The sequence below is a fragment of the Pseudomonas sp. TE50-2 genome (assembly GCF_040813665.1).
Classification (GTDB): domain Bacteria; phylum Pseudomonadota; class Gammaproteobacteria; order Pseudomonadales; family Pseudomonadaceae; genus Aquipseudomonas; species Aquipseudomonas soli.
The window spans coordinates 699,567-718,108 of sequence record NZ_JBFNXN010000001.1; the positions used below are offsets into that span (position 1 = coordinate 699,567).

11 protein-coding genes are annotated in these 18,542 nt (G+C 57.9%); 8 read left to right on the plus strand and 3 right to left on the minus strand.

Annotated features, from left to right (window positions below; all coding sequences use genetic code 11):
• The first annotated feature begins 5 nt into the window (after positions 1-5).
• Both xylB and AAHK21_RS03020 read left to right on the plus strand, forming a co-directional pair.
• The gene (xylB, locus tag AAHK21_RS03015) at positions 6-1,496 is read left to right on the plus strand and encodes a xylulokinase (protein WP_367856376.1); all 1,491 of its coding nucleotides are present in this window, start codon (positions 6-8) and stop codon (positions 1,494-1,496) included.
• Between the two features lie 41 nt (positions 1,497-1,537).
• Positions 1,538-2,482, plus strand: coding sequence for a carbohydrate kinase (locus AAHK21_RS03020; protein ID WP_367856377.1), 945 nt, complete (start codon positions 1,538-1,540; stop codon positions 2,480-2,482).
• A 240-nt stretch (positions 2,483-2,722) separates the two neighbouring features.
• Here the strand turns inward: AAHK21_RS03020 and AAHK21_RS03025 are convergent, their stop codons facing one another.
• Positions 2,723-3,730, minus strand: a complete 1,008-nt coding sequence (locus AAHK21_RS03025; RefSeq protein ID WP_367856378.1) for a hypothetical protein — start codon at positions 3,728-3,730, stop codon at positions 2,723-2,725.
• A 563-nt stretch (positions 3,731-4,293) separates the two neighbouring features.
• Between AAHK21_RS03025 and AAHK21_RS03030 the strand changes: the two genes are divergently transcribed.
• Together AAHK21_RS03030 and AAHK21_RS03035 are read left to right on the plus strand one after the other, a co-directional pair.
• Positions 4,294-4,857, plus strand: coding sequence for a hypothetical protein (locus AAHK21_RS03030; protein ID WP_367856379.1), 564 nt, complete (start codon positions 4,294-4,296; stop codon positions 4,855-4,857).
• Positions 4,854-5,243 (plus strand): hypothetical protein, encoded by a 390-nt coding sequence (locus AAHK21_RS03035; protein ID WP_367856380.1) that lies wholly within the window; start codon positions 4,854-4,856, stop codon positions 5,241-5,243. Before AAHK21_RS03030 ends, AAHK21_RS03035 begins: the two co-directional genes overlap by 4 nt.
• A gap of 122 nt (positions 5,244-5,365) precedes the next feature.
• Here the strand turns inward: AAHK21_RS03035 and AAHK21_RS03040 are convergent, their stop codons facing one another.
• Positions 5,366-6,016 (minus strand): BRCT domain-containing protein, encoded by a 651-nt coding sequence (locus AAHK21_RS03040; protein WP_367856381.1) that lies wholly within the window; start codon positions 6,014-6,016, stop codon positions 5,366-5,368.
• A gap of 191 nt (positions 6,017-6,207) precedes the next feature.
• Positions 6,208-6,564, minus strand: coding sequence for a very short patch repair endonuclease (locus AAHK21_RS03045; protein WP_367856382.1), 357 nt, complete (start codon positions 6,562-6,564; stop codon positions 6,208-6,210).
• Positions 6,565-6,669: 105 nt separating this feature from the next.
• On the opposite strand from AAHK21_RS03045, the gene AAHK21_RS03050 reads away from it, so the two are divergent.
• The 4 genes from AAHK21_RS03050 to AAHK21_RS03065 all read left to right on the plus strand — a co-directional run bounded on the left by AAHK21_RS03050 (position 6,670) and on the right by AAHK21_RS03065 (position 18,412).
• Positions 6,670-7,875 carry a DNA cytosine methyltransferase gene (locus AAHK21_RS03050; protein ID WP_367858940.1) on the plus strand — a complete coding sequence of 402 codons (1,206 nt, stop codon included), beginning with the start codon at positions 6,670-6,672 and terminating at the stop codon, positions 7,873-7,875.
• Entirely contained in the window at positions 7,872-10,427 is a 2,556-nt protein-coding gene (locus tag AAHK21_RS03055) for a hypothetical protein (protein ID WP_367856383.1), read from the plus strand. Before AAHK21_RS03050 ends, AAHK21_RS03055 begins: the two co-directional genes overlap by 4 nt.
• Before the next feature lie 65 nt (positions 10,428-10,492).
• Positions 10,493-12,559, plus strand: a complete 2,067-nt coding sequence (locus AAHK21_RS03060) for a hypothetical protein (protein ID WP_367856384.1) — start codon at positions 10,493-10,495, stop codon at positions 12,557-12,559.
• 12 nt (positions 12,560-12,571) lie between these two features.
• Positions 12,572-18,412, plus strand: coding sequence for a DEAD/DEAH box helicase (locus tag AAHK21_RS03065; protein ID WP_367856385.1), 5,841 nt, complete (start codon positions 12,572-12,574; stop codon positions 18,410-18,412).
• Positions 18,413-18,542 lie beyond the last annotated feature (130 nt).

The following is an 18,542-nucleotide window of genomic DNA, read 5'->3' on the forward strand; positions in this document are numbered from 1 at the left end:
TCGAAATGGACGGACTGTTCCTCGGCATCGACTGCGGCACCCAGGGCACCAAAGCCCTGGTGCTGGACGCCGGCAGCGGCCAGGTGCTGGGCCTGGGCAGCGCCGCCCATGCACCGCCCCAAGGTCGCGATGGCCGGCGCGAACAGGACCCGGCCGACTGGCTGCAAGCCCTGCGCACGGCGGTGTCCGCAGCGTTGCGCGATGCCGGCGTGGATGGCCAGGCCATTCGCGCATTGGCGGTGTCCGGCCAGCAACACGGCCTGGTGCTGCTCGACGCCCAAGGCCAGGTTCTGCGCCCGGCCAAGCTCTGGTGCGACACCGAAAGCGCGCCTGAGAACGCGGAGTTGCTCGATGCCCTCAGCGGCGCCCAGGGCTCGCTTGAACGCCTCGGGCTGGTGATCGCGCCGGGCTATACCCTGTCCAAGCTGCTGTGGACCCAGCGCCAACATCCCGAACTGTTCGCCCGCCTCGCCCATATCCTGCTGCCCCACGACTACCTGAATTACTGGCTGAGCGGTCGCGTCTGCACTGAGCCCGGCGATGCCTCCGGCACCGGCTACTACGATGTGCGCCGCAGGACCTGGGCGCCTGATGTCCTTCAGCACATCGAGCCCGGCGAGCGTCTTTTGGCTGCGCTGCCTGAGCTGGTCGAATCCGGCGATTGCATCGGCACCCTGCGCGCACAGGCCGCCACTGCCCTCGGCCTGAGCCCACAGACTTTGGTAGCCACTGGCGGCGGCGACAACATGCTCGGCGCCATCGGCACCGGCAATATCGCCCCCGGCATGATCACCCTGAGCCTCGGCACCTCCGGCACCCTGGCCGCCCATGCCGACCAGCCCCACGTCAGCGCCCAGGGCGAAGTGGCGACCTTCTGCGCCTCCAGCGGCGGCTGGCTGCCGTTGATCTGCACCATGAATCTCACCAGCGCCTGCGCCCTGGTCCGCGACCTGCTGGAACTCGACCTCAACCGCTTCACTGAGCTCGCCGCCCAAGCCCCGATCGGCGCCGACGGCCTGCTGATGCTGCCCTTCTTCGACGGCGAACGCGTGCCCGCGTTGCCCGAAGCCAGCGCCAGCCTGCACGGCATGACCAGCGCCAACCTGACCCGCGCCAACCTCTGCCGCGCCGTGCTCGAAGGCACCTGCTTCAGCCTGCGTTACGGCCTCGACCTACTGCGCGCCAGCGGCCTGCCAGGCAGCGAAATCCGCCTGGTCGGCGGCGCGGCGAAAAGCCCGTTGTGGCGGCAGGTGCTGGCCGACCTGCTCGGCCTGCCGGTGGTATGCCCCCAACAGACCGAAGCCGCCGCCCTGGGCGCCGCGATCCAAGCCGCCTGGAGCCTCAGCCGCCAGCTGGGCCAGGGCGACAGCCTCGAAACCCTATGCCACCGCTGCGTCGCCCTCGACGAAAGCACCCGCACCCTGCCCCGCCCGGCGCAACAGGCCGAGTACGAGGTCGCCTATCAACGCTACCGGGATCAACTGCCTGCGCACTGAGCACAGGTATCCTGCCCTTATCTATCGTTCTGGAGAACTGCATGTACCTGGTGTGTGGCGAGGCCCTGTTCGATGTCTTCAGCCTGGAAAACAGCACCCGCAGCAGCGAGCTGGGGTTTACCGCAATTGCCGGCGGGTCGCCGTTCAACGTCGCCGTCGGCCTGCGCCGGTTGGGCGCGGAATCGGCGTTGTTTGGCGGGTTGTCCAGCGACTACCTCGGCGCCCGGCTGCGCCGGGCGCTGGAAGAGGAACGGGTGGACTGCCGCTATGTGGTAACCAGCGATGCGCCGACCACCCTGGCCATGGTCGGGCTGGATGCCAATGGCTCGGCGCAGTATCAGTTTCGCGGTGAAGGGTGTGCGGATCGGCAGGTGATGCTGGAGCATCTGCCGGTGCTGGATGAGCGTGTGCGGGGGTTGCATGTGGGCTCGTATACCCTGGTGGTGGAGCCCGTGGCCGATACGCTGATGGCGCTGGTGGAGCGCGAACGGGACCGGCGCTTGATCAGCCTTGATCCGAATGTGCGGCTTAATCCGCAGCCGGATGTGGCGCTGTGGCGACGGCAGGTGGAGGCGTTTGCCGGGCATGCGCATGTGATCAAGGCCAGTGAGGAAGACATCGGCATCCTCTATCCAGGTCGAGAGACGCGTGACGTGGCCCGAGGCTGGTTGAACGAACGGTGCCGACTCGTTTTCATCACCCATGGAGCAGACGGAGCCAGCGTGCATTGCGCACATGGTTCATGGCAGCGCCCAGCGGATACCTCATTGCCAGTATGCGACACCGTGGGTGCTGGTGATACCTTCCAAGCCGCGGTCCTCGCCTGCCTGGCCAGGCTCGGCGCGGACAGCCCCACAGGCGTGGCGCTGCTGGGACCCGACACCCTCGACGCGATACTTCACTATGCGATGCGTGCTGCGGTGATCACCTGCTCCCGGGTCGGACCGGAACTGCCCTTCGATCATGAGCTTGCTCCGATACTCTGAACGAAGGTAGATCGAACTTGCGAGCCGTCATTACCTGCCTACTCGACAGGCCAGGCAACCACCGGGCAAGGCTGAAGGAACATCCACTCCTCCCAGCCTTCCACAACGAAGCAGAACGAAAGACACGCTGCCGACTACCGCTTGGAGGCCCCAAGCGCGTGCACAAGATCCTCGACCAACTCGGCGGCACCAACAAGAAGACCGGCCTCTGCTGGAGGAATTCGGGCGATCAAGCGCGCATCACCCAAACGCAAAGCTCAGCAAACTTAGAAGCAGCACGATAAAAATCCACACATACCCCAAGATCGCTGAAAGCACTGATAAAGGTTGTTCCTCCACCTTCGTCACGCTCCATAAGCGTGGAGATAATTTGTCAAGCCGCACGCTGACATAAGCGATGGCATAAGCCAGCAAATACCCCCACAACCAGATCGACGTCAAAATACTGGTGAAGAAAAAAATCCCCTCAGGGAATGCATAAACGATTTCGGTTTCCAACGGTGGATCCATTACAAAGCGCCCGTCGCCTATAGGTTTGACGGCGCTGAAATCGAAGTCTTTTACAACCTGCATCAGCGTCGTCAAATGGCTGGGAACGATCCACACCTGCAAGGACTCGGTGAGAGACATGACCGTGGATCGATTCATCAGCAGTTTGGCTGCCGACAAGCCAAGATAGTAAAGGCCTACCGAACCTAGGATATCCAGTACAAGTCCCCAAGCAAAAATTCTCTTCCCCTTCGACAGCACTGCTCTATAGATCTTTCGACTTAAGCTAATAGATAGGAAGTCTACAATCAGCACCGCCACATAGATGCCAAGCGCATACCATCGCAATGAATTGAGCTCAACGATATTCAGGAACCACTCCCGAAATTGCGGATACAGCAAACAAAAAACGGCTATAAACGTGGCTGCCCAGAGGTTGGTCAGCAGCACACTGACGCCCGCCGCCCGCCAAGAAATAAGCTTCTGCCCAAACACCCTATTGTTGACGTGGACCCACAGCGCAATCACCTTGCGCGCACCGCTAGAAAATTTGAAGCTGACGATTCCGTCGCTGATCGCTTTAAGCTTGTCCTTGCGCAAAACTTTTTCGTGAAGCTCGAAAAACTTGAAAATCGCTAGAAGCCCACCAAACGCTACACCTGCGGCAGCCAGGATTCCTTGTAAATAGTCGACCACTCCGTTACCTCTGATATCTGTCGTACGTAGATCAAATTGCTCGCTGTAGTCATTGCCGAGCATTGCGATGTTACATGGCTGAAAGGCCACAGTCGCTACCACTCTCCCCATTTGGTGAGACCGAGAACGAGACGGTGATCCGTATGTGCCTGGTCTCTACAGCTCAGGAAAAATGACCAAACAGGGTGGAAGCCTCATGTGTGGGTCGGATTCAGTGTGAGCATCCCGGATGATTCGGACCGAATTGTTGGTAGACAACTGGGCCGTGTCGCAAAATAACACTACCTAGGCCAGGCAGCATCACCTTAGTCACTCACTTAACCCGCAGCTCAATCCTCAACCCAGGTTTGCATTCAGGGTGGTCGAAATCAGTCTCTGCCGCTGGCGGTTGAAAATAATTTAACCGTCAAAGGTTATGAGCTGCGCCCTCTGTAGACAAGAGTGCCTACGAAAACAACGACAAGGCGTACACCAGGCGCTTTCCAAATATCCGCCGTTTGCGGAACGCTTTGTTTACGCACCTTAGCGCAACAGGCCTTTGGCCATTAGCACAAGCGTGCTAATCGACCCTTCTCCCCCACGCCTCGTATAGTCCATCTTGGATTACAAAATTGGGAACGGACTCCATGGGCCACAAACTTCCACCCCTCTACCAACGGCTGGCCATCCTGGCCCTCACCTGCAGCACCCCGGCCCTGGCCGCACCCGCCTCGGGCGACTACTGGATCATCTACGGCAAAGGCGAACGCCTGCACAACGAGGTCTACGTCGCCGATGCCGCCGGCATCCTGCAAAAGCCCGGTGGCGTGCAATCTGCCCAGGTCATGCAGCTGTTTGAAGACCCGGCCTTCCCGACCCTCGCCGCCTACGAGGTTCAGGTCAAATGCAAACAGCGCCAGATCCGTCTGGACAGCGCCCGGGCGATACGCCGCTTCGACGGTGCCGTGAGGGATGTGAAAACCAACGCCAAAGACTGGGTCGCACCAAAGGACTACTGGTTGCAGCGCACCTTCGCCTTCGTCTGCGCCCCCGATAACCGCGCGCGCAACCAGATGCTGTCGATCGGCAAGATGCCGGCGGCGAAGATGGTCGCCACCATCCAGGCCATGTTCATCCAGTTGATTGGCGTGCAGGCCAACAGCCAGGCGGTGCAGGAGCTGGACGACATGCTGGCGAACACCCCACGATGAGCATGCGCCCTCTGCTGGTCCTTGGCCTGTTGCTGCCTGCGCTGGCCGGCTGCATCCCGACCCTGCCGGAGCTGATGGCGGGCAACCAATGGCAAGGCCGCGACGCCAAGCAGGCCATCGACTTCTTCGGCCCGCCCATGCGCATGGAGCCGTTGCCCGGCGGCGCTGGGGTGCAGTTGGGCTGGTACCGCGATACCACCTACGTGCAAAAGGAGGTGGTCGGCAGCACCGCCGAGATGCAAGGCAACGTGATGGTCCATACCAATTACTGGGACGACGTGACCCACCCTGGCGGCTGCACGATCCTGATGTCGGTGAACAAGGCGCGGCAGATCAACGACTTTTCCACCAAGGGCCGCTGTAACGGTGTGGACCTGGCGCCATAACGGGAGCCGAAACGTGACAGCAGAGCCGTGGTGCTGACTGGTAGGAGCAGGCCTGTAGAAACGGGCTCGTTGGGATGCACAACGCTACTACGCAGCATTGTTGGACAGGCTAGAGAAGCGGATTAGCCGAAGACGGCTTGCTGCCAATGATCCTCTGAAACGATGGCTATTGCTGCTCCGGCTTCACGAAGTTCTACAGCCTTGAGAATTTTCGTTCCATATGACGCATGGCGCCACTGCTCGTTGCCTATGCTGCCAACGATTAGATAGTCCACCTTCTTGCTAACCGCACCGCCAAGAATTCCGCCTCGATCAGTAACTAGCTGCTGGCAGTCCTTGCGCGGGCCGAAGGCCATGATCCCTGTGAAAACGAAGTTTTTGCCTTCAAAGCAGAGCGAGGGCGGAGGCGCGCAGAAAGGTAGATCAGTCGGCCGCGAGACGACTGGGGAAGAAGTAGCGGACGAGATCACTTGAGGGGAAACTCCACCGAGCCTCTTGAGCATACCCAGCAGGTCAGCAGACTCCTCTGCATCAAGCTTGCCGTCAGCCAGCATGTTGCTCAATCGACGGTAGAGAAGGTTTATCACCGGGTCGTCGATATGAGCTAGGTTTCGCTCGATCCAGTCTTTGAGAAATACCGCCTCTTCCTGAGTGACCACATTATCAGCCACGAGCCCGGCCGCTAGGCCGGCCAACGCGTCGGCACTGCGCCTGTCGATTCTTTCGGCGTTGAAGTATCGGCTTGCTGCAAACTCGTTGTGAAGATCTGTCATTGATAGGGCTCCATGCTCATTCGGCAGAAGGCACAACGCTACTACGGTACGCCCCTGGCCGCGTACTGGCTTTCCATCCAGCTCAGACGGTTGGTCTCGCTGGTCGACGCGATCACGTTGCTGATCGCGCTATCGAGCGGGAGCCCCAGCAAAGGCGCGTTAGTCCTCCAAAAAACTCTCCAAGCGGTGCGCTAGCGCCGCGCGGTCCTTGAATTCACACTCCAAACAATATGGGTGCACCAGCCAAGTGCAGCCAGCCGAGCGGCATTTTCTATGTCACGCTCACGGTTGCGGGCGATCTTAGAATGCCAGTACTCTGTATTGGTTTTCGGCTCACCAGGTCCTCTTGGACAATCATGTCCATGCCAAAAGCAGCCATGGACGAATATTACTTTGCGATGTCTAATGAACACTAGATCAGGCTTTCCAGGGAGGTCTCGCCGATGCAGCCTAAAGCGACAGCCGAGAGCGTATATGATCCGCTTCACTACGAGCTCGGGGGAAGTGTCCTTCGCCTTGACTACTCTCATAATTTCCGCGCACCCCATACACCCTCCCTATATGCACCAATAATTTTCCCGCCCCCTTTACTTAGGCAATAAACTTACCATTTATAATTTTAGATAATTGAAATCAATTTGAGACACACTGTTATGCTAGATGGCGATGCGGAAATAGTCGAAAAATTTAGTTTTTGCGAGTTTTTCGCAGGCGGAGGCATGGCCAGAGCCGGTCTTGGCAATGGATGGAAGTGCTTGTTCGCCAATGACATGGATCGCATAAAGATTTCAACCTATATAAATAACTGGAATTGCAATCACTTCGATAAACGCAATATAAAAGAAGTGAAAACAGCAGACCTGAAGGGTTTTTGCGATTTAGCTTGGGCGTCGTTTCCATGCCAAGACTTGTCTGTCGCCGGCAATGGTTTAGGGATAGGGGCGTCCAGTTCTGATGAGTTCACAAGATCAGGCGCCCTTTGGCCATTTCTTGACCTGATTAACACGTTGCGCCAGGAGGGGCGGCAGCCGCCGCTACTTGTTCTAGAAAATGTAGTGGGACTGCTTACTCTAGAGCAAGGTCGTGATTTTACCGCGATTTGCACCAGGCTCGGAGAAATCGGGTATCGCTATGGTGCAGTTATTATTGATGCTAAGCACTTTCTCCCACAATCTCGACCACGAGTATTCATTATCGCCATACAGCGTGATATTGATATACCATCGGAACTATCTCATGGGATGGCGACTGCATCTTGGCATACCCCGACACTGCTTCGTGCGTATAAATCACTCCCCCTCCAGTCTCATGCAGACTGGATTTGGTGGGACCTAGGATTCACGCCCACACTAGAAGAAGATGCCCTTACGAATATTATTCAGCTCGAAGGAGTTGAGTGGCACCCCCCCGAAGAAACAAACCGCATTATCAACATGATGGCGCCTACCCATCTGGCTCGACTTGAGAACGCAAAGTCTTCAGAAACTGTTGCGATTGGCAGCTTATATTTTCGTATGCGTCGAGAGGGAGGTGTCAACAAGCAGCGCGCGGAGATAACGTTCTCCCCTGTGCTGGGATGTCTAAGAACGCCAAGAGGGGGGGCGTCCCGCCCAAGAATTATTGTGGTAGGGAACGGTCAGGTCAGAACTCGCCTTCTTTCCGTTCATGAAGCGGCAGCGTTAATGGGCCTAGAAAGCACCTATATCTTGCCTGAAATATATCAACATGCCTTTAAAGTTATAGGGGATGGGGTTGCGGTTCCCGCCGTGCGTTTCCTTGCTGATCGCCTGCTTGAACCGCTAGCCATGGCTGCTCGGAAAAAAACCGCTGTTCATAGCGAAAAGGTCTGCACCGCATGACTTGGAGTCCGCCAAAAACTTTTGCCGACTGGGAAGAACGGTTGGTCCGGCATTTTCTAGCGATAGGTCCGGACGGAGATGCCAGCGATATTCGCTCATTTGAAGTCACACCGAATACGCTTGCCCAAGCATGCGGGGCGGACAGCGACGAGGAGGCCACCGTCGAGGAAGCCTTCCGAAGTTTCATGGCTCATATGCCGAACCTATCTCATCGGCTAAATATCGGCATGTCAAAAGCGGCGACCCGCGAATGGCCTAACTTCTTTATCTACTTGCTCATGACGCTGCTCATCGACAGTCAGTTGGAAGGACACGAGGGGGACAACGAATTTCGTAGAAAACTGCGCAAATGGCTCGGCACAGAGCAAGGCTTCCAGCAGTTGCCCGGCGTCAACCTGATGTGGGAGGCGCTGGTACGCTGGCTTGATCTGCGAGTCAACGAAGGGCAGCACTTCAGACGGCTGATCCTGCCTGAGATCCCCAAAAATTGGAGCCACATCGGTTATACCCTGCGCCTGACCTTTCCTAACAAGACAGACCTGCGCCTGATGGAAGACTTTCTCGCCAAATGTCCGCAGGCCTACGACACCCCCCAACTGATAGTCAGGAAATTTCCAGTCGTGCTGCTCGACGACAAGGCTTCCGAAGCGCTGAAACTGGCCTTTACAGAGTTTCGCGATGCCTATGATCTGGGGCGACGCGCACTGGCGGATCTGCGTTTCTGGCGTCTGCTCCAGCGCGCATACGCGCACATGGGTCGGTCCGCACGGCACAGCGTGATAGTTGACATGATGTTTGACGTTGACGGTAGCCGCGGCTATTTCTCACATACAGAGCAGGCGCTTGAGGCGGAACTTCATCCCAACCTGTTGATGGCGCTGAACAGCGTGTCAGCGCATGCCAGCTTGAATTTGGGCAGAGCTGTGCAGTCCGGCCTCCTGTTCTTCCGGCAGGTCGGCGTCGGCCGCTGGCGCGCGGAGGCCCGCCCCTGCACTGCTCCGCAAGGCCTGCATGTAGCGCTGACGCGTCGGCATGAGAAATGCGTTGGCGATCGATTGGGCAGACTCGTAAAGGAAGGCGAATGGCTTCTGACGAGTGAGTCCCGCAGCTACCACAACGTGTACGAGACCCTACGTCTCACGAATTTACTTCCTCAATCCTCCGATGAGCCAATCGTTCGCCCGCGCCTGTCCAGCGGAGTGCGCATGCCTTATGGATGGTTAGGGCGACCGGCATTTTTGCCCCTCATTGAATCCGATGCGACGGATTACGTGATCCGTCCGGTGGTAGCGAGTGCTGGGGACTGCCCAATCACGATGGAGGGCGGGCAACTGATTGCATCCGCACCAGTCGAAGGGGCCTTTGTCATCGAACCGGTGCGTGAGTTTCGCGAAAAAGTTGCGCCTTGGAGGAGTCATGTACAGCTCTTTCAGGATGCGCTGCCTCATTCTGATCTGGGCTCGAGTGCACGATACCGGCTGGAGCGACTCTATGACTGGTCGCGCGTGTCGCCTGCCCTCGTCAATTTCGAAGGACAAGACGCCTTGGCTTGGGAGACTGGCCACTCCGACGGTGAGCACTTGCTCGAAGCGCTTTACGCCAGCGGGGTGAGCGGGTGGGAGGAAGCGGAGCTTGTCGCGCTTCTAGCTCGCACCAATGTTAGCCCATGGCTCCTGCTTCGCTGCCTTCAGGACGGAGGGATCATCGAACCGCGCCTGCGTAGCGGCTGGAAAGGTCGCGCCTGGACGCTGGCCGAGCCTAAGCTAGTTCGCATATCACGCCCCGGACAGGATCTCATAGTGGTCGAAGGGGGGATCTGCGCCCAGCTCGCGAAGGAATTTCAGCAGGCCGTCATCGGGCTAGGCGGTCAGTGTTTCAGACGGCTCGGCGTGGGCCCCTGGTCGCCTCCCTTGATCGGAGCGAAAGTCGCGGCTATGGAGGATCTGGCGAAAAAACTAGGTTGGCCGCTCGTGATGCTGCCGCCGATGCCCGACGCAGTACCATTGGCGTTTGCCGGAACTGAGCGTATGACCGACCTGCATGAGGTCGCTTCGACGTGGGACTGGGTCCATGGGAGATTCAAGGAAGGCTCTGCTCGCGAAGATACCGTCACGCTGACGCGTCGCGTTCACCCTGGTGGTCGGGATCATGACCTGTATTGCCTGACCAGCCGAAAGGGCACAACGACCTGGCTATCGCGCACTGCCGCCATTGCCGCCGCGCACTCTATGACCCGCTCACCTCTATTCGAGCAACGCGGTGACGGGCTGCTGGTGAGCATTACCCGCGACTGCGGCCTTCCCGACGCGCTGGCAGCCGGACTCAGACGCCGACTGCTTAGGACTGCAGGCCCAATAGGGGATGAATACATCTATCCGGTCACCCCGCAAACCCTAAAATGGCTAGGTTCGCTACTGTCAGGATGCTTGGTCGGGCAGGCCCAGACAAACGAACGATCCATCAGCTGCCTTGTTTCTGAGACCCGCCGTTCCGGTGGACAACAACGACTGCAATGGCGAAATGGACAATTGACGCTTACACGTCATGACTAAGGAGCAATAGGGCTATGGCAGCAGTCACCCCATGGTATGCAGGCCGATGCGTCAGACGAAACAACATGATCGTCCATATCGAGGTCGTGGTGCATAAGACGGATGCTGGTTGGGAGCCGCTAGACAATCCGCGCAGATTGTTCCCAAAAATGGGGGAGGTCGAGATGCGTAGCCTCGATTCCATGCCCCTTCGCCAAGGTGAATGGGCGGCTTTTCAGGTGGTGCCAAGCGATCGTAGGGGCCAATGGAGAGCAGCAAGCCCCCGCCGCCTCTATGCCTATCAGGACCTATCTCAGGCCCAATCGCTTGAGGAGGTGCGCCGAATCCTAACGATAGAGGGGCTGCCTGCGAACAATGTACCTGGAATATGGATGGTTCGTACACCTGACGAACAGGTCATCCAGGTGGAGCTAGTTCGGTCGAGTGAAAGCACACTGGTGCTTTCCAAAAACACGATACTACCGGCATACGGCTTTGATGTGGATGCCGTCGAGTCGATACCAACCGGGACAGCCGAGGAGATACGCTACGAACTGGAGCCAGATACGCCCCCCTGCCACACCTATGACTGGACGCCGGAGAAGGGTTACATAGAGCGTGTTGCCCGCTGGATTTCTGGAGCCAACTCCCCGCAAATGACTCAGGTTGCGACGTGGCTGCAGCAGCATGCTGATGAGAAAACTGGCCATGTGGCGGCTAACCCAAGTGACGCGCTGGCTTTTCAGCATGCACTCCGCTCCGGTGAGCTTGCAAAGCGACTAGCAACTGACCAGACCATGCTGCGTAACCTCGCCAACGCCTTGGCATCCGACTCGAAAATCGCTGGCCTTATCGAACGAGAGATGAAGGCCATCGCTGAGGAGGAGCGCAAAACCATCCGAGCACAGCTCGAAACGCAGCTCACTGAGGAAGGTAAAAGCCGGAGAAAGCTTCGCACCGCAGAGATCGACACCGAGCTAAAGGCATATGAAGCAAGCCAGCTGGCTGAGGTGGCACAGCGGTTGGAGCGCGGGCGGAGGGAGGGGGAAGAAGCACTGACGGCGTACCAATCGGCCCAAAAGGCGGAAGCTGAACGGGTTCTTGGCGAGCAGCTGGCCTCCCTAGAACAGAAGAAAACAGTGCTGGAGCAGGCCTGCTCCGACCTCTCGCAATCTCGAAACGAACTTTGTTCGGAACTCGAGGCGCTTGAGGCGCAAGCTGCGGATCTGAAGACGCTGGTTGCGGACCTGGAGGCGCATAAGGCGAAGTGGACGCTGGAGCTCGAAGGCCTGAATGCAGCTGTGGCTGCAGCTTCAGAACGACTTGAATTTGCGTCGACGTCCGTCGTGCCCTTGCGCCGCCCGGACACCGCCAAGGTGTGGTCTAGCCCAGAAGCTGGCCAGATTATCAAGGACTGCCCGCTACTAACCGGTAACGGACAACGGTTGATGGAGCAGTTTCTGGCGCTAGTCCTGGCAGGCGAAACACCTTTGCTCGTCGGTCCCGACGTCGAGGACTTTCTGTTGATTGCCGAGTCGCTGATAGCGTCCGGACGGTCCGCGCGCCTAAAAGCAGACCCGACGATCCTCACTTTTGAGGACCTTTGGATACGGGCAGGTACAGGGCTACGCACCCCCCTCGCACAAGGGCTGGCACTGGCCACCGCCGCGGAGCCCTGTTCTATCCTAGCAGTCGTCGAGCATGTCGAGCGTTCTGGTGCTCGGTTCTGGCTGCCAGCACTGACTGATCGCGCCCGCCGAGGCGACCTACCCCGACGACTTTTCCTCTGCGCAACGGTGGAGGACGCAGACTGCGAAGAAGCGGAGGCTCTACGAGCGGGGCAGATCTGGCTGCCGATCAAAGATGCTATCGCCAAGGAAGCCATAACGATAGCTCCCTTGTGGCTCTCCTCCGTCCATCGCGGTGAACTGGATCCAGGCAAACGCCCGGACGAGAGCATTGAAAGCGATCTGAACGTCGCCCATCAACTGGCTAACCGCCTAGGTCTCATCAACACACTTAGGGGGGTGCGCGCTGCAGCGGAAGTAGCCACTTTCCATACTGGCAAGGGTGCTACAGAAGCCATCGCTCGCATGGTTACACTGTTTCTTCATACCGCGGGCGCGAATCAGTCCGCAGGATCGACTCACTAGGGAAGGTTAGTAATGCTAGATCCTATCGGCGGCTTTCGCCGCATCCAAGACTTCTTCATCTCATACGTCGAAACTAGCTTTCGCATCTCTAATCCAGCAGCAGCAGCGGCACGACGGACGCTGCTGGAGACCGCTGGCGTCCTGGCCACAGAGCCCTTTATCGAGCCAGTACTGCGCTACGAGTCTTCAGACAAATACCTTGAGGATCTTATCGAGGAGAAAGAAGGTCCGCTCAAGCCACTGTCTATGGAGGGCCGCAAAGCGTTCGTTGAGCTAGCCCTATCCGGGCTGTTCGATGGAGAGCCCAGCACCGGACCCTTGAGCCGCAAATCCACCTACGCTCCCTATCGCCACCAGATCTCAATGCTGGAGCGGGGCGTACGCACGGGCCAGCCCGGCATCGTCACGTCCGGTACTGGCTCCGGCAAGACCGAAAGCTTCATGCTTCCGATTCTGGCCGCCCTAGCGAACGAAGCTGTCACCTGGCCAGCTCCGAGCATCAACTACCTGCAGGAGCAGTGGTGGCAAACACCGAAGTCTAAATGGTCTCACCGGCGCGCGGGGGAAAGACGGCCGAGCGCTATCAGGGCGCTAGTACTCTATCCAATGAACGCACTGGTCGAAGATCAGATGGTGCGCTTGCGCAAGACACTCGACTCGGACGAAGCGCATGAGGTGATGGATAAGCGGTTCGCAGGAAACCGCCTATTCTTTGGCCAGTATACGAGCGCGACCCCAGTTACCGGTTACGAACAACATCCGCGCCTCTCCAGCGACAAACAGGAAGCGAAACGCCGAGCTCGTCGTATCACTCGCCTGCGCAAGGCGATGAAGGATTTCCAGCGCGACCAAGATGCTGCCCGCAAGTTCGATGAGGAAAGCGGGAACCTAGACAATAAAACGCGCTACATATTTCCGTCGGTCGATGGCGGTGAAATGGTCTCTCGGTGGGACATGCATGCAGCGCCGCCGGACATCTTGGTGACTAACGCCTCCATGCTGGGCGCCATGTTGTCGCGTGAAGTCGAAGATATAATTTTCGAGAAAACACGCGAATGGCTGATGAATAATGAAAATGCGTATTTCTATCTCATTTTCGACGAACTCCATCTAATTCGCGGATCAGCGGGCACTGAAGTTGCTTTTCTGATTAAGTCGTTGATCAAGCGCTTGGGGCTGGATCAGCCTGAACACCGCTACAAGCTTCGTCTATTAGCTTCCTCTGCATCTCTGCCGATGGAGGGGGATGGGGGCGTACAGTCACGGACCTATCTACGTGATCTCTTTGCGCCGTTCGGTACCAGCTGCGAACCGAACGACGAGGGCTCCGACAAAACAGACTTCTGGAGCACTTGCGTGGTCCAGGGCGTTCCACATGTCCCGCTCGCACATCCAGGCGGCATTCCTGCAGAGCCGTTCACTCGCCTGATGCAGGCTGCACTCGAGGGGAAAGACGGCTTTGTCGGCCAATTGGATAGGACGCCCGCGCTGGACACAGCCATTGACGAAGCTGCTCAGGTACTAGGCATCACAGCAGTGGAGCACAGTCTACTCGTGAAGCTGCTCGCCGAAGCGGCGGCGAATCTGCTGACGCACGCCTGCATGGACGACGGAGTGATTCGGGCCACCACGCCCAAGTCAATAGCTGCCCAAGTCTTTGCGCCTGGGTCTAGCGACATGGAGCTGGCTCTGCGCGGACTGTTGCTGGCACGGGCACTGCCGGAGTCCAAGGGCTCAACTATGAAAGTAAGCCCAGCGACCCCCGCCTTCCGGGTGCATACGTTTATCCGCAACCTTGAAGGTCTCTTCGCCTCGGTTACCCCCTCCGATCAGGGTGTAGCCTTCGGCGACTTTTCTGTGGAACGCGGCACCTCTCACGCTCCACCTGCTAAAGGGCAAAAGCGTGGGCGCCGTCTCTTCGAGCTTTTGTACTGCGAAGCCTGCGGGGATCTGCTGATTGGCGGACAGCGAGGACAGCGCAGCGGCTCAATGCGCGCAACCGAGCTGTTACCGTCCGCCTCGAATCTAGAGAATCTACCGGAGCGCCCTGGAGCCGAATACTACGATGACATGGCGCTGGATGAGTTTGCAGTGTTCTGGCCACGTCGCGGTGACTGGATTGGATCAGAGAAGGGATACGACAAATGGGAGCTGGCTCACCTGAACCCCGAAACTGGCATAGTGGAGGCAGGCCAGCTCTCGCAGGAAGGCAACATTGCAGGGTATCTTTATCACCAGAATGAGGCAGCTGCTAAAACGGAGAAAGGCAAACCCGACCGCAAGCTCTCTGCCCAACCCTTCTGCTGCCCCAAGTGCGGCACTGACTACTCGAACCGACCGAGCTCGAACCGTTCACTCTCGCCTATTCGCGCCTTCCGCACTGGTGTGACGAAATCTTCGCAATTAGTGGCGACGGAGCTCTTTGAGTTGTTGCACGCAATCGGCGCCGAATCTCCCAAAGGCATCGTTTTCTCGGACAGCCGGCAGGATGCGGCGGCGTTGGCTATGGAGATCGAACGGCTGCATTTACGCGATCTGCGCCGCGAAGTGCTCGTGACGGCAGCGCGCGCGTATGTGAAAGAACTTTCGCAAGAAGTCATGACGCCAGCTGAAATCATTGAACGCCTAGCCAAGTCCCAAGTCACAGGCGACAAAGACGAAGTCAAAAGACTGACAGATCTATTGATAAAACAAACGGGAGGAGATACACCTGGAAGGAAAATGGTCCAGTTGGATAAGCTCCTGCAATTTAACCATGACGACTCCATCGGCCGAATCACAGCGGAGCTAGTGCGTTTGGGCATTTCTCCTTATAAAAATTCTGATTCCAATGGAACCAAGGAGCGTCCCTGGCATCGAGAGTTCAAGAAAGATGGCGACCTCATCACCTATGACCATGCGCTTTCATATACGCAGACGGCAGAACTCAATAAGGAGATTGTCGAAGATCAATACGAATTGATAGACGATGTCATTTTTGCCAACACATTTTTTGCCCTAGAGGAAACAGGTCTTGCCTACCCATGCGTGTCGAGGGATGGGACGGATCAAGTGCTGGATGCTTGGCTGCGTGTTTTTGCGAGCGCCTATCGGGTAAAGGACAACAAATACTTCGATAAGAGCAAGGTCCGACAGTGGCAGAGAGGATCAGACATCACCAATAGCCGGATCAAAAAGGTCGCCTACGCACTGTATAGCGAAGCCCGGTATACGGAGGAGCTGACGAGCGTCCTGGCTAAATTCGAGCAGTTAGGCCATCCAGGAGGCCTGTTCAACATCGGCAAGCTGTCGCTCAAGGTAGCCGAACCGGACGATGATTTCTGGCGCTGCAACAACTGCGAACGCATCCACCTGCATCGGAGCCTTGGGATCTGCACTCGCTGCGCAGCCCCGTTGGGAGAGCAACCTGACGGTAAGGTCAAGGAGCTTTGGGAGAGCAACTTCCTCGGCCGACGCATCGTACGCGGTGAGCGGGATGGCGTAGGGCGCTTTCGCTTGCGCGTGGAGGAGTTGACAGGCCAGACGGACGATTTCTCCGACCGCCTGCGTAAGTTCAAGGGTATTTTTGTCGATGATGTGAGCGAGCTGGAGAGGCTCGCCTCGGAAATCGATATGCTGGCCGTCACTACAACCATGGAAGTCGGCATCGACATCGGCGCTCTGCAAAGCGTCTACCAAGCGAACATGCCACCGCAGAGGTTCAACTACCAGCAGCGCGTGGGCCGCGCAGGTCGTCGCGGACAGGCGTTTTCCTTCGTTGTCACCTTCTGTCGCGGGCGAAGCCACGACGCCTACTACTTCGCACATCCGCACGCCATTACCGGCGACCCGCCGCCACCGCCTTTCCTAGCGATCCGCCACGACGCCATTCCCTTGCGCCTCCTGCGCAAGACTTGGCTGCGCGCCGCATTCAAGCAGCTGCGCGATCAGTGCGCCCAGAAGGGGGAAATATTCCCTGGCGACCTGCTCATGCCGCCGGATGTACACGGTGAGTATGTTACGACGAAGGATTATTACCACGAACAAGATATTGACTGGCCAGCCCGTCTGCGTGAGGCGCTGAAGCAGACGCAGGCAGTGCGCAACCGATTCATCGAGGTAGCTGTCTTCGATCCAGAGCAGCGCCTGCGCCTTCACTCTCAATCGAGCATCGACCAGTTGCTGAAGGAGCTTGATGATCAGCGCGCTCATGCGCCCTGCGCCGACTTCGGCCTTGCTCGCTTCCTAGCCGAGCGGGGCTTGTTGCCTATGTACGGTATGCCGACGCGAGTTCGTAATCTCTACTTAGGACTGCGCGAGAGCAAAGTACAGGATGATCGCACCGAATACGAATGGTCGACGATGGACCGCGACCTCGACTTGGCAGTTTTTGAGTACGCGCCTGGCGCTGTATTGGTCAAGGATAAAAAGAAGCATCGGGTTATCGGCTTTACCGGGAATCTGACCGACCCGCAGACTCAGGGTCTAAAAGTTGAGGGATTGCGTACGGTGACCGACTGGTGCGAGTCGCAAACCTATGTGGCGATTTGTCCTGCTTGTGGCTCAGCCCGGCAAAGTAAGCAGGCTCCTGAAGATCCCTTAGACTGCGACGACTGCCATGCATCGATCCCGCAGGAAGATTTCCTCCGCTACGTCACGCCTGCAGCCTTCCGCACAGATTTTGTGCCGAAGGATGAACTGGATGAGTTTCAACGGATGTCCCTGCGCACGATGGCTACCGTGCTGCACGAGGGCGATCGCGTCGAATGCGGAACCCTGGCCGTGCGCCGCGGTGCCGGCGTAACTATCATGCAGCTCAATGACGGGCCGATTGACAGCGAGAACGACGGGCAGCGGTTCACCGTAGAGCTGGCACAGGACCAGAAAGTGCCAGTGCCGTTCTCATTTCAGAAACCAACGATTGAAGGCATTCAGGCGATCGAGTCAGGCTGGCGGCGGTCACATGTCGGGCTACACGGGAGCCAACTGCTGGGTGAGCAAACGTTCGGTCTAATCTCCACAAAAGAAACGGACTCTGTTCATCTCGAGCTGACGCACTTCGATCAGCGCCTTACCCTAGACATGGTTGCCAGGGACGGTGAGTCCCTACACTTACCGACGCGCGCAGCAGCGATTAGCGCCACCCAGATTTTGGTGCATAAAGCCGCGCTTGCGCTGGACGTTGCCCCCGATGAGTTCGAAGCGCTGGAGCCGCGACTCCGTGCCGGGCAGCCGATGCTGCAAATAGCCGATGCGCTGATCAACGGTTCGGGTTTGTGCCGGCGTCTGGGCGAGCCGGCCGCAGATGGATCCACACCACTGATTGTCGACCTGCTGCATGAGGTTTTGGAAAAAGCCAATGCATGGCCTCTTCAGGATTTCGTCGGGACCAGCGCGGAAGCCCCGCATGCGGCTCAATGCCAGACCTCTTGCTACCGCTGCATCCAGCGCTACGGCAACCGACGATATCATGGCTTGTTGGACTGGCGCTTGGGGTTGGCCTACCTACGCGCGATGGTCGAGCCGAACTACGCCTGCGGGCTAAATCATCCTAGCGATGATCAGTACCCTGAGATGCAAGGATGGCGAGAACATGCTCACCAGCTAGCGGAAGATGCCGAGGCCATGCGCCCAGGCACAATCCGCAAAGGGAATCTGCCGCATTCCGGCCTGCCATATCTCCTTGAACAGAAGGATGGTGTCGAGCTGTGGCGCGCTGTTGTCATTCATCCCTTGTGGCGATGTTCTGATCCCAGTGTAATGAGTGACCTACTTGGTAGCGACTGGTCGTCCTCTCTGCACTTCCTCGACACGTTCGAGCTGGAGCGGAGACCGTTACGTGCCTTGGCTAAGCTCAGGCAAAAAGTTTGTTAAAGCAAAGCCCCCCGGTTTTACCGGGGGGCTTCAGCTGCTTTGATGCTCGCCCTCAAGCCCCAGTACTTGCCGCGATGGAGGGCTAGGTTCTGCATGAAAACCTTTGAAAACTCACCGGAGCCTCTGGAAG